The 18,133-nt window shown below is 49.5% G+C and carries 17 protein-coding genes; 8 read left to right on the top strand and 9 right to left on the bottom strand.

Annotation, left to right across the window (positions count from 1 at the left end; all coding sequences use genetic code 11):
* Window positions 1-23: 23 nt before the first annotated feature.
* Together rlmC and SD53_RS01370 are read right to left on the bottom strand one after the other, a co-directional pair.
* Window positions 24-1,160: a 23S rRNA (uracil(747)-C(5))-methyltransferase RlmC gene (rlmC, locus tag SD53_RS01375; RefSeq protein ID WP_046518425.1), complete on the bottom strand. Its 1,137-nt coding sequence runs from the start codon at window positions 1,158-1,160 to the stop codon at window positions 24-26.
* A gap of 82 nt (window positions 1,161-1,242) precedes the next feature.
* Complete coding sequence (locus SD53_RS01370) at window positions 1,243-2,025, bottom strand: dienelactone hydrolase family protein (protein ID WP_241481732.1); 783 nt, start codon at window positions 2,023-2,025, stop codon at window positions 1,243-1,245.
* Window positions 2,026-2,144: 119 nt separating this feature from the next.
* Here SD53_RS01370 and SD53_RS01365 point away from each other — a divergent pair, with 119 nt between their 5' ends.
* Together SD53_RS01365 and SD53_RS01360 are read left to right on the top strand one after the other, a co-directional pair.
* On the top strand, window positions 2,145-2,852 hold the full coding sequence (locus tag SD53_RS01365) for an SIMPL domain-containing protein (protein ID WP_046518424.1): 708 nt from the start codon (window positions 2,145-2,147) through the stop codon (window positions 2,850-2,852).
* A 15-nt stretch (window positions 2,853-2,867) separates the two neighbouring features.
* Window positions 2,868-3,101, top strand: a complete 234-nt coding sequence (locus tag SD53_RS01360; RefSeq protein ID WP_046518423.1) for a YajG family lipoprotein — start codon at window positions 2,868-2,870, stop codon at window positions 3,099-3,101.
* A gap of 357 nt (window positions 3,102-3,458) precedes the next feature.
* Here SD53_RS01360 and SD53_RS01350 read toward each other — a convergent pair whose 3' ends face one another.
* From SD53_RS01350 to SD53_RS01340, 3 genes are read right to left on the bottom strand one after another with little or no spacing between them, the layout of a single operon-like run.
* Window positions 3,459-5,336 (bottom strand): phytase, encoded by a 1,878-nt coding sequence (locus SD53_RS01350; protein WP_046518421.1) that lies wholly within the window; start codon window positions 5,334-5,336, stop codon window positions 3,459-3,461.
* The gene (locus SD53_RS01345) at window positions 5,333-6,721 is read right to left on the bottom strand and encodes a purple acid phosphatase family protein (protein WP_052749206.1); all 1,389 of its coding nucleotides are present in this window, start codon (window positions 6,719-6,721) and stop codon (window positions 5,333-5,335) included. The genes SD53_RS01350 and SD53_RS01345 overlap by 4 nt, the downstream gene beginning before the upstream one ends.
* Before the next feature lie 9 nt (window positions 6,722-6,730).
* On the bottom strand, window positions 6,731-9,499 hold the full coding sequence (locus SD53_RS01340; protein ID WP_046518420.1) for a TonB-dependent receptor: 2,769 nt from the start codon (window positions 9,497-9,499) through the stop codon (window positions 6,731-6,733).
* 215 nt (window positions 9,500-9,714) lie between these two features.
* Here SD53_RS01340 and SD53_RS01335 point away from each other — a divergent pair, with 215 nt between their 5' ends.
* From SD53_RS01335 to SD53_RS01325, 3 genes are all read left to right on the top strand, one after another.
* Entirely contained in the window at window positions 9,715-10,614 is a 900-nt protein-coding gene (locus tag SD53_RS01335) for a GGDEF domain-containing protein (protein WP_046518419.1), read from the top strand.
* A complete protein-coding gene (locus SD53_RS01330; protein ID WP_046518543.1) occupies window positions 10,611-11,624 on the top strand; it encodes a helix-turn-helix transcriptional regulator in 1,014 nt (337 codons plus the stop codon). The genes SD53_RS01335 and SD53_RS01330 overlap by 4 nt, the downstream gene beginning before the upstream one ends.
* A gap of 98 nt (window positions 11,625-11,722) precedes the next feature.
* Window positions 11,723-12,115, top strand: coding sequence for a response regulator (locus SD53_RS01325; RefSeq protein WP_046518418.1), 393 nt, complete (start codon window positions 11,723-11,725; stop codon window positions 12,113-12,115).
* On the opposite strand, the gene SD53_RS01320 is transcribed toward SD53_RS01325, so the two are convergent.
* Window positions 12,112-12,462 carry a HopJ type III effector protein gene (locus SD53_RS01320; protein WP_046518417.1) on the bottom strand — a complete coding sequence of 117 codons (351 nt, stop codon included), beginning with the start codon at window positions 12,460-12,462 and terminating at the stop codon, window positions 12,112-12,114. The two genes, SD53_RS01325 and SD53_RS01320, sit on opposite strands and share 4 nt — an antisense overlap.
* A 72-nt stretch (window positions 12,463-12,534) precedes the next feature.
* Between SD53_RS01320 and SD53_RS17870 the strand changes: the two genes are divergently transcribed.
* On the top strand, window positions 12,535-13,542 hold the full coding sequence (locus SD53_RS17870) for an SPM autocatalytic domain-containing protein (protein ID WP_052749204.1): 1,008 nt from the start codon (window positions 12,535-12,537) through the stop codon (window positions 13,540-13,542).
* A gap of 86 nt (window positions 13,543-13,628) precedes the next feature.
* Here SD53_RS17870 and SD53_RS01310 read toward each other — a convergent pair whose 3' ends face one another.
* From SD53_RS01310 to SD53_RS01300, 3 genes are all read right to left on the bottom strand, one after another.
* The gene (locus SD53_RS01310; protein ID WP_046518416.1) at window positions 13,629-14,090 is read right to left on the bottom strand and encodes a VOC family protein; all 462 of its coding nucleotides are present in this window, start codon (window positions 14,088-14,090) and stop codon (window positions 13,629-13,631) included.
* 68 nt (window positions 14,091-14,158) lie between these two features.
* On the bottom strand, window positions 14,159-14,650 hold the full coding sequence (locus SD53_RS01305; protein ID WP_046518415.1) for an STAS domain-containing protein: 492 nt from the start codon (window positions 14,648-14,650) through the stop codon (window positions 14,159-14,161).
* Window positions 14,651-14,657: 7 nt separating this feature from the next.
* Entirely contained in the window at window positions 14,658-16,007 is a 1,350-nt protein-coding gene (locus tag SD53_RS01300) for a PP2C family protein-serine/threonine phosphatase (RefSeq protein WP_052749203.1), read from the bottom strand.
* Window positions 16,008-16,212: 205 nt separating this feature from the next.
* Between SD53_RS01300 and SD53_RS01295 the strand changes: the two genes are divergently transcribed.
* Together SD53_RS01295 and SD53_RS01290 are read left to right on the top strand one after the other, a co-directional pair.
* Window positions 16,213-17,616: an AlkA N-terminal domain-containing protein gene (locus SD53_RS01295; RefSeq protein ID WP_046518414.1), complete on the top strand. Its 1,404-nt coding sequence runs from the start codon at window positions 16,213-16,215 to the stop codon at window positions 17,614-17,616.
* Window positions 17,613-18,104, top strand: coding sequence for a methylated-DNA--[protein]-cysteine S-methyltransferase (locus SD53_RS01290; RefSeq protein ID WP_046518413.1), 492 nt, complete (start codon window positions 17,613-17,615; stop codon window positions 18,102-18,104). The genes SD53_RS01295 and SD53_RS01290 overlap by 4 nt, the downstream gene beginning before the upstream one ends.
* Window positions 18,105-18,133 lie beyond the last annotated feature (29 nt).

Raw genomic sequence — 18,133 nt, 5'->3', positions numbered from 1 at the left:
AAAAATATAAATTGTTGAGTCACTTAGAGCGAGCGTTTTTGTAATAAGGTCAGTACCTCAGCGTGTTCGGTGTGAGGAAACATATCAAACAGTTGTACTTTTAATAGCCGATAATCTGCGTTTAGCCAGGCCAAATCTCTGGCCAGCGTATCCGGATTACAGCTTGAATACATCAGCCAGGCCGGTTGTAATGTCATTACAGACTGGCAAAGTGCTGCACCTAAACCTCGTCTGGGCGGATTGACCACCAATAAATCAGGCGCTTGTACTGAAGCCTTGGCAAAGGCAGCAGCATCCAGCGCCTGAAAACTTACCCTGCTCAGGCCCAGCTCTGAGGCTGAACGTGTCGCGCTGGCAATCGCCTTCGGAGCGATTTCAATGCCTGTAAGCTGCCATCGGCCAGCTCGTGCCAGATGCAAACCAAAACCGCCAACGCCACAAAATAAATCCCAGAGTCTTTGTCCCGGAATTGCCTCTGCCCACTGCTCTGCTGTGGCGTACAGCGCAGCGGCTACCGCGGTATTGGTCTGAAAAAAACTTTGTGGGGTTAGATACAAAGGGATGCCATTTAACTCTTCCCGTAACAATTCTTCTGAGGTGAGCAGTATCTCTTCCGGTCCCTCCAGTACAGCCATATGTACAGGCTGCAGATTGACAGAGCAGACCGCCAACTCTGGCCATTGCTGCTGCAACCAGGGCAAATGCTTTTGAATAGAGGCCAGACAGTTTTTAGAGCGCAGTACAAAACGCAACATAACACGACCGGAGGCCTGGCTTTGGCTCAGTAAAATAAGCTTCAGCTCACCTTGTTTTTGCTCTACCTGATACGGAGTTAAAGCCGCACGTTGAATAAAACCTTTGAGCAGGCTAAAAGCGGGCGCAAAAGCAGCGGGATACAAAGGACAAGCAGATAAGTCGACAGCAACGCCGTCATTGAGAATACCCAACACAGGCTGCTCTTTACTGCCGGACACGACCATTTTGGCTTTAGTGCGAAAGCCGTCTTCACGACTTGCAACCGCAGGCAATAACTGAGCCTCTGCAAAAGGCGCCATTAAAGTGGCTAATTGCTGTTGTTTTTTCGCCAGTTGCTCTGGGTAAGGCACAGAGAGCTGGTTACAGGAATGACAACGTCCGGCTAAAAATTCAACACAATTCATCGTCTGTCCACTGCGCTCGCCGGTTTTGCTATTGAGGCCGTCATTTTACGGCCTAACTGAGCGGCAACGCCAGTAAAACCAGCTACATCTGACGGAATAAGGCGATAGCCTGCTGGTAATTCTGCAGCGCTAATGCAGCGTCGTAACGCTCGCCTTCATCACGCATAAAGGCATGTTGCGCATTGTATTCATGCCAGCTAAAGCGCACGTTAGCTGCAGTGAGATGCTGGTACACTTTCTGCCGTCCTTCAGCCGATACGTGCGGGTCTTGCTTGCCCCAGACCAGTACCAGCTCGCCCTGAATATCTGCAGCGCGGCTTAACGTTTGCTGACCTTCGCCACAAGGTAAAGTGTCACTGTGTAAATCTGTGGCGTATAAACAATAAGTTGCTTTGATGGCCGGATTCAGTGCAGCCCGAAACGCCAGATGGCCACCGATACACACCCCCATAGCCCCCACCTCAGGCCGGACATAAGACAAGGTTTTTAAATAATCCAGCATGGCCACATTGTCACTGTCATAGCTTTCCAACGGTTTAGTCCATTTATCCTGATTGCCCTTGTCTTTACCTGCATCGTCGTAAGCAAGCACAGTGCCCAGCGGATTGAGCTCGTGAAAAATTTCCGGCACCAGCACCACAAAGCCATGGCTGGCCAGCAGAGCGGCACTGCGGGCTATTGGCGCGGTTTGCTGGAAAATTTCTGAATAAAACAAAATGGCCGGATAGGTTTTGCCTGATGTGGCTGCGGCTAAAGGCTGATACTGATACACCGCCATAGGCCCTGTCGGCGTGGTTAAACGAAGCTGAAGCTGTTCAATTTGCATCTGAAAATCGTCTGAAGTAGAAGTCTGGACAGCTATCATAAAGGGCCATTGCCAAAGGCACCAGCCCAGGTTGCTGTTTATCTGATCAGACTCAAAGTATTAATCAGCCATTCAGCTACTCTGCATACACTTGGTTTATCTGGATTTAAGGAGTTTTTATGCAACAGTCCCGCACATGGGTCGCCGCCGCCATAGTGGCCGCAGCTATGGTCGCAGCCAGCGCCATCTTAGCCAATAGCCTGATTGCATTCAGAGCGATGGAGCGTGTGGTTCAGGTCAAAGGTTTGTCGGAGCGCGAAGTCGCCGCAGACACTGTGATTTGGCCCATTAAATTTAATGAGGTCGACAATAATCTGACCACTTTGGTGGCTAATCTGGAGCGTAAAAACGAGCAAATTCAGGCGTTTTTAAAGCTGCAGGGCTTTAGCCAAAAAGAAATCACTGTGGCTGTGCCACAAATTGTTGATCGTCAGGCAGGTTTCTACGACCCGAACGCCAATCAGTTACGCTACACCGCCAGCTCTACTGTGACTGTGTACAGCAGCAATGTCGATTTAGTGCATCAGGCCATGGCGAAGTTACTCGAGCTGAGTAAAACAGGCATCGCTATCGCAGGGCAGGATTATGACAGTAAACCCGAATTTATCTTTAGCGGGTTAAATGAATTAAAGCCCGACATGATTGAAGAAGCGACCCGAAATGCACGGGAGGTAGCCACTAAGTTTGCAGCAGACTCAGACAGCAAACTGGGCAAAATCAAAATGGCAAGCCAGGGCCAGTTCAGTATTACCGATCGCGACAGTAATACGCCTTACATCAAAAAAGTCAGAGTGGTAGCGACAGTTGACTACTACCTGTCAGATTAACAGACGGAGCTTATGATGAAAAAAGCATTGTTGATGACCACATCTATTGCTGCACTGCTGACATTAACCGGTTGTGCAGTGCGTGGCCCTACGGTTTGGGTCGAACCACCGGCTTACTATGGTCCGGCTGTTATAGTCGAGCCCAGACCCAGCGTGATAGTGGTTGAAGAACGCCATTACTACCAGGACAGGCACTATCATAAAAAGCACAAAAAGCATAAACGCCATTATCATCGCCACCATGACTGATCGGATTGACGTTTTAGATTGTACAAGTGCTGGAATTAGTTCTAAGCTAAACAGGTCAGTTTAAATAAAAGGGAAAAAAATGCGGATTTATTCAGCTTTAGCTGTTGCAGTAGTCATGATGTCAGGCTTAACAGGCTGTGCAGTCAGAGGTCCTAGCGTCACCGTAGAACCCCCTAAAGTTCTGGTGCCAGGCGTAATAGTCGAAGGTCAGGGTCAAGGCAAACACTGCCCACCTGGACAAGCGAAAAAAGGCAGATGTTAAGTTGTAGTTTTTGGTTTTTATTCTAATCTGGCAGGACGTGTGTAAAAGGCCGGTGTTAGTTAAACACCGGCCTTTTGTTTAGTGGTGTTGTTATTTTAGTCCGCTGGCAATAATTCCAGCAGTTGCTGTAAAGGCACCAGCTTCAGGTTTTGGCCCTGCTCCGGCATCCGATTGCGGCCATCCTGCACTATCACAGCCCCTTGCTCAAAGCCCTTACCTAAAGACAAAGTGGTCAGCTCCAGACCATCGGTTTCCGAGCTGCCATCTATGCCAAGCTCTGCATTCAAGCGAATACGAAAGCGCGCTACGGCTTGGTAAGGGGCACTGGTTTGGAACAATACATAACTGTCATTGCCCTGACTGGAGGCCAACAAATAAGCCGGTTTGCCATCTTTCTCCGGTAACAACGCTAAACCTTCGACATCAGCCACCAGCACATCGCCATCGGCTTTAATCACCAGCTCACCCTGGGTATCTGCGTTAGCATCAGCCGCAAAACGCCAAATGCCAACATCTTCTTCGCCCAGAAACAGCAGGTCATTTTGATCATCAGTCACACAACCTTCAGGCTGACTTGGCACTTTTAAGCGTCGTACTTCCTGAGCGCTCCAGCTCTGACCATCGGAGCTGATCTGGTACTGCAGCACTGTGCCATCTTTATCATTGGCAAACACATAGGTCTGACCGCTGCGTTTGGACTGATACAAACACAAACCATAAATATCCGAAAAAGGCGTAGCAAACTTCAGCGCTGTTTTTACCTGTCCCTCTGCATCTATCGCAAAAAGTTGCACCGAGTTATCGGCTCTTAAAGTGGCTGCAGCTATATCCTGTGTTTTACCCTGATATTTAAGGCCATAACGCAGATCGATATTATTCACCCGGCCTACCTGTAAAAACTGTACCTGCTCGCCTTTCATGTTGTACACAGCCACACCGGCTCTTTTGTCTGTGGCTAAAATACGGCTCTGATCTGGACTTTTTGCATTCTGCCAAACCGCAGGATCGTCTATCGCATCCCCTCTGTAACTGACGGCCACGGTTTCCAGAGTTGGGCTTAGTTGCTGCATTGGTAAGGTGGAACGCTCTGGCAATACGGCAGTTGGCATCTGGTAGGCTGTGTCTTTTAACTGCAAAAGCTGCCCCTCTTCACTGACCATAGACAAGATGCCTGCAGACAGGCCTAACTGCTCTGCGGATTCCAATGCGGAGATGGCTTTACTCTGTTGCCACACCAAAGTATCCCCCTGAGTTTGATAACGTTGCAGTAAAGCCGGCTCTTCTTGCAACGCCAATAAAGTGTTACCCGCAGTGAACTCCAATGCCTTTATTTCACCACTGAGTTTGCCCAAAGGTGCCCGCACATCAATCAATTTCCGGCCTTCGTCGGCCTCTACTTCGGCATTGTACGACCAAAGCGCTGTAGCCCCTTCCGCCAGATAAAGTCTGCCTTTGTGCTGATCGACAGCACAGGCGGTGGCATCTGTGGGCAGATTTAAATGACTGATGGATAAAGGCGCCGCTAAAAACTTGCCATCCTGCGCCAGCAGCCACTGCTCACCTAAACCTCTGTCGCCTATTAAAAACAGGCTAAGTTGTTTGTTCTGGGCACTTTGATACCAGCATACATCGTCCACCACCAGTTGGGTGACCCACTGCTTGCCAGAGCGCTGTACTCTGTTGCCGTTAAGTTGCCACCAATGCAACTGGTTGCTTTCGGTTTCAATGGCGGCCACTAGCACTGAGCCATCGGCCTGAGGCAAAGCTTTTAACCGGCGAAATACACCGGGCCATTGCTGGAGCACTGCCCCTTTATGATCCCGCCAGACTAAAGACGTAGCGGAGCTTTGAAATGGCCCTGCCGTGGTGTTTAATTCAGCATAAATTGCGGTAGTGCTGCCATTCTGGCTTTGTGCCTGACAAGAGAGCAGCATGCTTACTGACACTAAAGTTGCGATAAAAGAGTAATTCATTGGTTCTCCGAAGCGCTTTGTGCAGCGCTGAATTCTGTACCTTGCCAGCATTTGTTGTCTGCAATGGTTTTGTTGCTGCAATGGGCCACTTTGGCTTTGAAGTGTTGCTGCAACAGGTTCGAACCATTGCTCTGGCGCTGTAAGCTAAAGCTGTCGTACAACCGGCCTGTTACTGTGATGGCTTTGACTGTGAGTTGGGATTCACTTATCTCAAGGTGTTGAAATAACTGCGTATCTTCGCCGACCTGAGCCATGTTGGCGCGTGCCTGTTTCGACACCAAATACATTTTCGGCCCCGCCACAGACACCATATAGACCGGACCTTTGTTCTCTGGCTGATAACGGCCATAGACATGGTCGTGGCCCTGCAATACCAAATCGACTTTGTACTGTTCGAACAACGGCTGCCAATACTGGCGCAGTCGTGGATTATCCCGGCCCAAAGACACCGAAAACATCGGATGATGATAAATGGCGATAGTCCAGCGGTTTGGATTGTTCGACAGCACCTGCTTTAACCAGTCGGCCTGCACTTTGGCAAGAGCCTCATCTTCCACTGCTGCAGTGGAATTGAGTACCACAAAGCGCACGCCCTGATAGTCGTGATAAAACACTGTGTCCTGCAAAGACGCCGGACCGTTGTTCAGGCTCTGAAACTGCGCGGTAAATTGTGCAGCCAGCACACGACGTTCTTCGCCCTTGGCATTGGTGCTTTTCAGGTATTCATGGTTACCAGCGGCAATCAGCTGCGGTGTCATAGCACCCACCCAGCCGATCGCATCAAACCACTCGCCCCATTCGTGATCCAAAATACCGTAACGGGAATTGACCAAATCTCCTGCATGTAGCACCAGTTTCGCCTGCGGCACCTGCTGCTGAGCACTACGCACCAAACGGGAGAAATGCGCTTTTAAGTTATTTTGCGCATCACCAAAATACAGCAAACTAAAAGGCTCAAACTCAGGCTTGGCGGTGCGAAATTGCAACCACTCGCTCCAGTTGCCTTCGCCTTTGACTCGGTAGGCGTACAAAGTATCGCTTTGTAAGCCAGGCATAGTCGCCTTATAAAAATAAGCCGGGCCATTGTCGGTTTGCACCAAGGTGCCTTTGACATCCAGCGTCTTTGCGTCCAGCTCCAGCGCCGGACCATCAATAGCTTTGGCCCATTGCAACTGGCTTTGCGCTATGCTGCTGCGCCAGCCGACCGCCTGACTGCTGGCCGCATGGGTTGCAGGTAACAGCACAATTCGATCCGCCACGCTGCTGGCCTGATAGCGGCTTTGTCCTTCCGGCACTGAGGTATTGCTGGCAAAAGCCATACCGCTTAGTACCAGCAGCAGGCCAGTCACTGGCCTGTACATTTGTTTATATCTTTGAGTGCTCATCAGACGCCCTTACCAGTTGGTTAACTGAATACCAACAGCAAAAGTACGGCCATATTCTTCATACTGAGCATTAAAGGCACTGCTGCCTGTGTAGTTGTAATAAGGCTCGTCTGTTAAGTTCACCGCATTAAAGTACAACTGCACAGCAGGGTCGATTTTCCATTTGGCGCTGAAATCCCATTGCAACTGACTGTCGCTGAATAAGTCATAAGCCGGATCGTCAAACTCACTGACTTCCACCAGATAATCCGACTTATAATTCGCAGCTAAACGTAAGCTCCAGCTATTGTCTTCATAGCCAATGGCCATATTGGCGGTTTTGTCCGACTGACTGGGTAAATCTATATCACGGGTTTGCAACTCACCGTCATCAAACCAACTGATTTGCGCATCTGAGCGGCTTAAGGTTAAGTTGGCGGAGACTAACCAGTGATCCCAAAACTCGCTGACCCCCTGCAGTTGCTGCACATAATTCAGCTCCAGACCGTACAAAGTGGCATCATCACCATTGATAAAGGTTTCGGCGTGATTAAAATCCTGGTATTCGCCCTGACCTGCTAAGTCTGTAGCGTAGATAAAGTCTTTAATGTCTTTATAAAACAACATGGCCGACATCACGCCTAACTTGTCCGGGTAATACTCCACCCCTAGATCCAGATTGGTGGAGGTTAAAGCCTCAAGTGCCGGATTACCAAAGCTGGCCTCGATATCACCCTCATCTTCCTCCAGTACAAAAGCCGGCGCTAATTGCGCGAAGCTTGGCCGCACTAAAGAGCTGGTGATGGCGGCTCGTACCTGAGTTTGCTCCGATAGGCTGTAACGGCTGATCAGAGCTGGTAACCAGTGCGATTCTGAGCCGCTGTAGAGTTGTGGGCTGAATTCTTCTATTGTCGCGTCGTATTTACTACCCACAGCGTCGCGTTGGTCGTGCTCAAAACGGCTACCAGCTATCACCTGCCAGTTTTCTCCTTGCCAGTTGCCTTGCAAATAAGCGGCTTTAATTTCTTCATCGACGCGGAAATCGTTAATTTGCGATTCGACCGGGTCCAGATAATCATCTCTGTCTAAAGTGCTTAATTCGGACAATAACAAACCAGGATTAATGGCAGGTCCAAACCGGCCCAAGCCGTAATCTGCATTGCCCATAGGGTAATCCGCCAGAGTGAGTTTACTCAGACCTGCATCTTCTAAATCCTCATACAGCCACAGGCTTTCATCTGCAGTTTTGCTTCTGTCACTCCATTTCACACCAGTTTTGAGTTCCAGCGAGCCCCAGCTTTGCAGCAATTCGCGGCTTAAATCAAATTTGGCGTTTTTCTCTTTTTCTTCCGTGAAGGTATCCGCCACCTCCACTTCATCCAGCTCGTAGTCTTGTGCGCTGTAAGCTGACTCTGGTGCCAGTAACTGCAGCTTATCTGTACCAGTAAAACTTAAACCTTGATCAAACTCTTGCTTAAACTGACCATCAGCCAGACTAAAAGGTGTTTTTTCATCGGCTTTGCTGGCCCCCACTTCGGCTTTCCATTGCCATTCAGCCCGTTGTTGCTCCATACCCAGCACAAAAGCGCTGATGGTTTGAGTTTCCTCGCGGGCCTTAATCCCCCGCACCAGCTCACCTGCTGCATCAGCCCCAGCCTGCACTGGTTCTACAAATTCAGTCAGTAAACTCTGGCGCACTTCATCGTCAGTAAACTTGCTGTACAAAGTACGCAGGTAGTAGTCGGTATCACCTTCAGGGCGGTAATCTACATTCAGCGCTAAGCCCATACGCTGGCGGCTGATTTGATACTGACGCTGCTCAAACTCTTCCAGTGCCTGCTCTTCAATATCCCAGTTGCCACCGGTCTCAACGTTGTCTGAACCAAATTTACGATCGGCATAGCTGGCGGAAAGTGCCACCCCTAAAGCGTCTTTATCGCCCGCTATATCAAAAATACTGCTGTATAGGCCTGAGACTTTTGGACTGGTTTCGTTTTGTTGCTGGTTATAACTGCCTTCGGCGCTGAAGCTGTAAAAGTCTGAGCTGCGGTCAAACGCAGAAATACTTTTGATATCGACAGTGCCACCTAAAGAACCTGCAGCTTGCTCTGGCGCTATGGTTTTGGTCACTTCCACCGAAGACAATAAATCAGAAGGGATCACATCCAACGCCACAGCTCGACGGCCAGATTCTGGCGCAGCCAACTGGGTGCCGTTGTAAGTCACCGTATTGTAATCCGGCGCTAAACCCCGCACCCGGATAAAGCGGCCTTCGCCCTGATCCGGCTCCACCGACAAACCCGCTAAACGGGCTAAAGACTCACTGACGTTTTTATCCGGAAATTGCCCCAGCTCATCCGTGGTGGCCACACTGACAATACCACTGGCAAAACGTTGCTGACTTAACGCCTTACCGGCGGATGCCAACTGGCCCTGCACTTCCAGCTTGTCGATACCGGATTCCACTTTGGCCAGGGTAATATCACCCAGCGCCTGATTGGACGTTAAGCTGACGTCAGATTTTTGCTGCGGCACACCGGCATAACTAAATTGCAGTTGGTACTGGCCTTCTGGCAAATTAGAAAACGCAAAACGGCCATCGTGGCCTGTCACTTTACTGATTTTTAACGCCGGAATGCTAACCTGCACACCAGACAACAACACCTGGCGGCTATCCACCACCCGGCCTGATAATTCTGCAGCCTGTGCTGACAGCACCGAGGCACAAATCAGACTGATGCTGCTGGCCAATACAGCGCGACGAAATTGTTTCCTTGTTTGTACCGTCTGTGTTTGCATAAAAGAAAACCCCAATTCCTGAGTAAGTTAAAACTGTGATGTGAATGGGGATTTATTCTGCGGCGGTTTTGTGACAACTCAGCGTGTTAAAGCCTGAGTGCCTGAGCTAACCTGACCCGGGGTCTGCTTAGCTCTTCTGCACTTATTTCTGTCATGGAATTGTCATCTGAAAGGCTCAGACTGACCACTCAGGTTATTGTTTGCGGAAACTTTTTATGGGATTTAGCTCGCAGCATCCGGCTAAACTCGCTTTGACGCTGTTGCTGTTTGTGCTGTGCATTTTGCTGGCAGTCAATTATGGCGAGTTAAAACCAGCAGCCGAGATCGACTGGATGGATATTCTGGGCGAAGGCAGTAGCCTTGCGGTCGTCATCGCCTGGTTATTGCTGGTGCTCTACAGCAGACCGGCAGGCCCAGTCACCAATTGCCTTTATGTCGGCTCTTTGTTGTTGGTGCTGTCTTATCAGTTGAACTTACTGGACGAGTTTTTCCACTACCCGGCCAGTCACAGACTACTAAGCTGGCTTGAGTCCATCCCAGCCCCTGTCGGTATGTTGATTTTAACCCTGGGCCTGCTTGGCTGGCATAAAGAGCAGCGTTTTATTAACAGACAACTTGCCAGCCGTGAGCTGCATTTACGTCATTACCAGTTACTTGACCCATTAACCCAACTGTATCAACCAGAGTATTTATTGGCTGTACTAAAACGCGAGCTGGAGCTGCAACAACAGCACCAGCAACCTTTTTGTCTGGCCCTCATCGATATCAGCCAGTTTGGCCGTTTTAACAGAGAACAAGGCATGGCCGCAGCAGATTTGCTGTTGCAACAGCTCAGTGAACTGACGTTGCTGCAATTCAGACCCGGTGACTTAGTTTGCCGTTATAGCGGTGATAAATTTGTCATTCTGATGCCACAAAGCAATCAGGCCGTGGCCCAGAGCTTAGTGCAAAATGCGCTGAGGGAACTCAGTTTGTATTTACCGACGCAATTGCACTGGACCATCACAGAAATCACAGCAGCACAGCAGCTCAATCAGCCGCAGCGCCTGTTATCCCAACTGTGGCACCAATTGCAAAAGCAAAAGCAGCAGCAAACTCAGTGGAGTCTGGTGTGAGCAAAGCCCTACTGAGCTTTGACGACAAAGCCCTGCTGCTTAGCGCCACAGCTTTGGATATGATTTTATTATGCCAGCGCCGTGGTTTTGCTTTGGATACCTTACTCAAAGGCTCAAAGTTATTTGAGCAAGACCTACGCAAAGCCACCACAAAAATCAGCCCCCAGCAGTATCTGCAACTGGTCGGTAATTGTCAGAAAGCCTTGCCCGGGCCTGAGCTGGCTTATTTAACAGCCCAAAGCTGGTTGCATCACAACCATTCCCCTTTGCTGCTGATGCTAAGATACAGCGCCAATTTACAGCAGGCGCTGCTGAGTTTTTACCGCTACCGCTCCCAACTTTTGCCTTTGCTGTACCTGAGGCTGCAACGGCTGCAGGGTCAGTTGCGGCTGGTTGTACGGCCTTCTTTTGCACTGGACAAACAACAAAGCTTCGTCGAACAAGTGCTGTTTCATTATCTGTTGGGTTTGATCAAACAACAACTGGGAACTACTGCTGGCCTGAGTCTGACCACAACTGTGGTCGATCAGCACTGTAACTGGCTGATGCAGCATCATTGGCAACTGCAGCCGGGTCATGCATTACAAAGCAGCCTGATCTTGCCATCGGCCTTACTCAAACCACCTTTTGCCGAAGCAAACCCACAACTTTGGCAGCAGCAGCATAATTGGTGCCTGTACCTGCAGCAGTCAGTGCCAGATAAAACCAGCTTTACTGAGCAACTGGAACAATGGCTTTTCGCTAATTTACGCCACGCCCCGTCACAAGAGGCAGCAGCACAGCATTGGGGCTTAAGTTTAAGCAGTTTTAAACGTTTGTTAGCGCAGCATCACACCAGTTATCAGCAGTTGCAGGATCAGGTCAAAGCCTGCGCAGCCCAACACGCTTTATTACAGCAAGGCATGTCGAATAAAGAGCTGGCCAGCAGGTTGGGTTATTCGGATGAACATAATTTCCGCCGCGCTTTTAAACGCTGGACAGGTTTACTGCCCAGTCAACTGCGCTCTTAATCCCGCTTTCTCGCAAGAATATCGTTTATTTATTGCGCTTTTCGTCGGATCACTTCATGCTTGATGCAAGTAAAATGCCTCAAGCAAGGATGTTGTGCATGACTCTGGAGCAATCCTCTATTCTGATCGTTGATGACGTCAGTTCAGTTCGTTACTTTTTAAATCAAAATCTACGCATTATGGGTGCTGAAAAAGTGGCAGAAGCCAGTACAGGTCAACAAGCCTTGAGCGCGATAAGTACTGAGCACCCGGACGTTGTTTTTTTGGATATTGAACTGCCAGACAGCAATGGCCACGAATTATTAAGCCGCATCAAAGCTTTGGATCCGAAGTGCCATGTGGTGATTATGTCAGCACACAGCACAGTGGAAAATGTTAAACGTAGTGTCGAAGGCGGAGCCAGCGGTTTTATGGCTAAACCTTTTACACCACAAAAGATCCAGGCCACTATGAATCGTATCTGCAACCTGAGGCAAGTAAAATCAGCTTAAGCCGATTTTGGGCTCAATGCCTGCCCTTCAAATTCAATACCATCCCAGCCGTATTGCATAAATTGCCTGATATTGGCGTGGTCAGCCCCTGCGGGGCTGAGCAGCACATCTTTACGGTAATAGTCACCGAACATCTGCAAAGTTTGTGGCTCAGACAAACGATGTAACAGCGCAAAGGCAAAAATTTTACAGGAACCGTTATTCTCACCCGCTGCATTGTGTTTAGTACCGTTTCGAAAAGCCGTTTCAGTAAACTGATATAAGCTTTCGATCAGCTCTATGCTTTGCGAAAAGCTAATGCTGTCTGGCTCTGTCGTTAGCTGACGGAAAAAATTTTCTAGCATCATCGCGTTCCTGGTTAAAGTTTGTACAATTATGACCGATACAGTCGTTAAGCCTAAGTCAGAGAGGGAGCTATCATGCAAATCCTCAACATCAAGCAACAACAGACCTCTGCTAATCAGCAGCTATTTTATTCGGGCCGCAGCCTGAGTCCAGAGCGAAACGACAACTCAACTGTAACAAAGGATAACAGAAGTTTAACTCAGACTGCTCTGCTGCCTTTAGCTACCGCTCATTCTGCTGAAACTACGCCTGACGCAACTGACGCAGAAAACAGCCATACGAGTGACGACGGTTTTTATAATGCGGTCTATTCCATTGGTACTATCAAGCGTTTATTAGAGCAACTGACAGGTGAAGAGTTGCAAGGCTGGGTCGATCCGGCAGAATTAAACCGCGCTTTAAAGGGCTCAAACCAGGGTGCTTTACCAGAGCAAACCGAAAATCTGAATGCGACCGGTGTGACTATTCGTGAATGGTCTTATCGTTATGAGGCCGTCAGCGCCGACTTTTCCGGCTCTGTGGCTCTGGAGGACGGCAGCAGCTTTAGCTGGTCGCTGCAATTTGCCATGAGCTACCAAGAATTCAGCTACAGCGAACGTACAGAGCAACCGATGAAAGACCCGCTGGTGATGAGCTTTAATGGCCGTCCGGTAGAGCTGAGCGGCCAAAGTTTCGCTTTTAATCTAAGCGAAAACGCTCAGCGTATTCAGCAACTTGCACAAGGTCAGTATTATCTGGCTAAAGACACTAATAACAACGGCGCTGTCGATTCAGGCCAGGAATTATTTGGCCCCGGCACAGGCCAGGGTTTTGCTGAACTCGCTTCTTATGATCAAGACCAAAACGGCCTGATCGATCAACAAGACCCAATCTGGCAAAGTTTATGGTTATGGCGCCCGGAACACAAAGGCCTGTATAGCGTAAAAGAGATGGGCGTGATGGCATTGAGTGTTGATTCAGTCGCCACCCCTTTTAACTTGCGGCACAACCACGAAATACAAGGCAGGCTGGAACGCAGCTCTGTTTTTATCACCGACGATAAAGACGTCGGCTTATTACAGCAAATTGATGTAAAAGTATAAGCTGATGCACAGAACAAGTTTCGCGGCAGGTACTTACCGACAAGCGACGTTACGCACGTCTTTTCTCTGCCGCTGCAAACCCAGCGCTAGCCAAACATCTGCGCCGCTCGTTTTGCCATTTCTTCCTCAGACACATCTTCAATATGAGTCGAAATCATCCAGTTGTGACCAAAAGGGTCTTGCAAACAACCGCTGCGATCGCCCCAGAATTGGTCTGACACCGGCATAGTGATAATGGCACCTGCAGCCTCGGCGCGCGCAACAAAAGCATCCACATCAGGTACATACAGCATCAGTGTCACCGGGCTTGCGCCCAGCATATCCGGGCTTTTGGTGCCCCAGTCATCACTTTGCTCGCTGAACATAAAAGTTGCGTTGCCGATGCGCATTTCGGCATGCATGACAGCGCCGGATGGCATATTCATCCGAAGTGTAGTTTCGGCACCAAAGGCCTTTTGGTAAAAATCGAACGCAGCGGCCGCATTTTTGATCACCAGATAAGGCAATACAGCGGCAAAACCCGCAGGAACAACCTGAACCTCAGCCATACTTTTCTCCTTGTTGTCTTGTTGTTGAAGTTAAAAAAACGCTATCAGTATAGTCAGAGATCGTCGGCTCATTCGCCTAACTGCTGTTTTAGTAGCTCCACCACAGGCTGAAATTCGGTCTTATTTTTTTCATTCAGCGCAATCAGAGCTTCATGCGCCTGCAGGATCATCCGGCCTTTTTGCTGATCACTGTAGGGCGCAGCCTGCACTGAACTGAGCTCCACCGCATGATCGGTAGGCTGCTGTACTATCTCAAAGGCCTGATCCAGGCATAAACTGAACAACAGCTCATTCACCGCAGGTACAGTGCAAAACAACACAGGTTTAGGCAAAGCCTGCTGCTGACAATAGCGCGCTAAACTCGCCAGCAAACCAATATAAGTACTGTCCATAAAACTGGCTTGGTTTAAATCTACCACCAGTTGCCGGCACTGAATTTTCGCACTGACAAGCCTGTCGATCAGATCGTCCATACCCGTTGCGTTGGTGTAACGCAGTTCACCTGACAATTTGAAATAACAGCACTGCTGCACACAAGCGAATAGAATTTGCTCCGTCATCACATCCTCACTCGGGCCCTGTCTGTCGGGTTAACTTCAATATAGTTAAATCGTCCGGCAAGCGCTGTTGCGGATCTATGCCTAAAGCCTGCAATAAATCGGCAATGTCTTTGTGCTGGTCACTTTGCTGCCATAAGTACTGCAGTTTTTGCTCAGTGTTTTGCTGCGGCAGTAAATCCAAAATACCGTCTGAGCACAGCACTACACTGCTGTTGGGCTGCAAGATTAAATGCTGATTGTGGTAACTGGCGAAGTCAAACATACCCACAGGGGTACTTTTTAATTCCAGGTAATGCTGCTGTTGTTGCTGTTGTGGTTGTAGCAGTAAGGGCCAGGGAAAAGCCCCGGCATTGGCATAGGTTAATTCAGCGCTTTGGGTATCCAGCACTGCATAAAACAGTGCTATATGTTTGCCTATTTTATCTTTTAGCAGCTCTTTATTCAGTTGGGTTAATACGGCGGCCGGGTCCACCACAGTCGCCAAATTGTCGCGCTGATAACGCTCCAGCCAGGAACTGATAAAACGTTTCAGATAGACAGTGACAAAAGCCGAAGCCACGCCATGGCCTGAGACATCAGCGATATAAAACACCACTTTATGCTCATCCACATTAAAATAATCAACAAAGTCGCCGCTCATAAATTCGGACGGATACAGCACATGACTAAACTGGTACTCGCCGTAATTAAAAATAGCAGGCGGTAACATTTGAAACTGCACTTGTTTACCGGCTTTTTCGCCCGCTTCCAGCTCTGCCAGAGAATGCTGTAGCTGCTGATTGGTGCTTTGCAACTGCTCTGTCCGGCTTTGTATTTGTTGCTCCAGATGTTCATTCAAATCAGCCAGTTGCCTGATGGCGATATAAGAGCGCAATGCCGACACCACACTGGTGGTCAGACGCTGCACTGTCAGCTCAGTTTTGGCACGGTAGTCGTTGATGTCATAGTCCAGTACGATGCGATGCTCAGGTGCTTGCCCAGGTTGACCGGTGCGTAAAATAATGCGCACCAGCTTGTTTTGCAGTTGCTCGCGGATGTAACGCACTAACACCAGACCTGCATCGTCCGTCTCCATCACCACATCCAATAAGATCAGTGCTATCTCGTGGTTATGCTGAAGAATATGCCGGGCTTCGGCCGCGCTGTAGGCGCTGATAAACTTCAGTTTGTGCTGCATAAAACTAAAATCACGCAGTGCCAGTAAGGTAATTTGATGGATTTCAGCTTCATCATCCACGATCAGTACAGTCCAACAGCCTTGCTGCTGTTCAGTCGTTTCGGCCGCAGCATCAGCAGCAAATAAAACCCGGTCATCGTCTGGCTCTGTCAGTGGCGGGGCATTAAAGTGTTGTTCCATACGGCCTTCCTTCACATTAATGTCAGGGGGACAGCGTTACGCAGCAGTCAAGCTGTGATCCAACTATAGCTGTCTGTGCTCAGGCTGCATCGCATCTGCGGTGAAAGCAACGGAAAAATTGCTCCGTTTCAGTGCCGGATCCGGCCAGATTTTTTTCGTTACTCAAGGTACACTCTGGTTAATTTAATGCAAAAGAGCCCGAGCCATGCTGGACCCTGTAGTCTGCCAACAAGCCCGATTATCGCGCGACAGCCGTTTTGATGGCCTGTTTTTTATCGCGGTAAAAAGCACTGGTATTTATTGCCGCACTATTTGTCCGGCTAAATCTCCGGCTGAACATCAGGTGACTTATTTTTCCTGCGCTGCCGCTGCAGCCTCTGCCGGTTACCGGCCTTGTTTGCGCTGTCGCCCCGACAGTGCGCCCCAATCCCCCGCCTGGCTCGGAGTAGAGACCAGTGTCAGACGAGCTTTAAAACTGATTGCCGAAGGGGCTTTAGTGCATGGTGATCAAGCCGCTTTGGCCGCTCGTCTTGGTATAAGTGAGCGTTATTTACGAAAGCTGTTTCAACAGCATTTAGGCGTTGCACCGAAACAATATGCTTTGTACCAGCAAGTGTTACTCGCCAAACAGTTGCTGCATCAAAGCAGTTTGCCCGTGCATCAGATTGCCGCTTTGTGTGGTTTTCACAGCATCCGGCGTTTTAACGACGCCTTCAAACAGCAATTGTTATTAAGCCCAAGCCAAATCCGGCGTAAAAAAGCAACAGGACCGTCCTCCGTGATTGAATTACAACTGAGTTACCGCCCACCGCTGAACTGGCAAGGGCAACTGGATTTCTGGCGTCAGCGTACACTGGATGGCATGGAATGGGTCAGTGGCGATGCCTACGGCCGAACCTTTAGCTGGCCTACTCCACAAGGTGTTGTGCACGGCTGGTTTGAATTAAGCCCGCTCAAAGCTGGAGTAATGCGGTTAAAGCTGCATTGGCCCAGCCAGCAGGAGCTTACTTCTGTGCTGCAACGTATCCGCCAACTGGCCGATTTAGATGCCAATATGCTGCAGATAGAGCAACAACTTGCAGCAGTGTTTGGCGATAGCCTGGAATCTGGTTTACGTTTGCCTGGCTTATGGAGCCCGTTTGAAGCGGCCGTAAGGGCTATTTTAGGCCAGCAAGTCAGTGTGCAGGGAGCTCGCACTCAGCTCAATCGTTTACTCGCTGAATTGGCAGAACCTTTGCCTGATGATCCACAGAAAAAGCTGTTTCCAACAGCAGAAGCTATCAGTCACAACGAGTTGTTGATGCTCAAAGTACCACAGGCCAGACGCGACACGTTAAAACAATTGGCAGCGACAGTGATCGCAGAGCCAGAAAGCACACCGGATGACTGGCTCCAACTTAAAGGTATAGGGCCCTGGACTGTGGCCTATAGCAAAATGCGTGGACTTGCCGATCCGGATATTTGGTTGGGCGGTGATTTAGGCGTACAAAAAGCCTTGAAACGCCATGCTGATATCACCCCAGAGCAACTGGCCCCCTGGCGCAGTTATGCGACCTTTCAGCTCTGGTTTAGTTTATCCCGTCCCGCGTTAAAGGAGACAACCGAATGAAACAACTGCAATTTGCCACCCCTCTGGGGCCTCTGGTGGTGACGGCCAATGCTAAAGGCATAGAGTCGGTGTTATTCAGAGACAACAGCGAGGCACCGGATCAGAGCAATGACACTCTGCTGCTCGATTGCAAAGCTCAGTTTGATGCTTATTTTGCAGGCAGCCTGCAGCAATTTGATTTACCGCTAGCCGCTCAGGGTACCGAATTTCAGCAAGCCGTCTGGCAGCAACTGAGCAAAATCCCTTTTGCCCAGCTTCGCAGTTACAGCCATATAGCCCAGGCGCTGAATAACCCTAAAGCAGTGCGGGCCGTAGGGGCGGCCAATGGCCGTAATCCGCTGACTATTATCGTGCCCTGCCACAGAGTGATAGGCGCCAATGGCACTTTAACGGGCTACGCTGGCGGCTTAGAGCGTAAAGACTGGTTGCTTAAACATGAGCAAAATACGGCTTTGGCCCTGGGTTTATTTAAGCTGGAGGCCCATTAATCCGTCGGGGCGAACTTTAGAATCACCCC

The organism is Rheinheimera mesophila (assembly GCF_000986865.1).
GTDB lineage: Bacteria > Pseudomonadota > Gammaproteobacteria > Enterobacterales > Alteromonadaceae > Pararheinheimera > Pararheinheimera mesophila.
The sequence above is the reverse complement of the archived record's forward strand: the minus strand, read 5'-3'. Positions and strand labels throughout refer to the sequence as shown.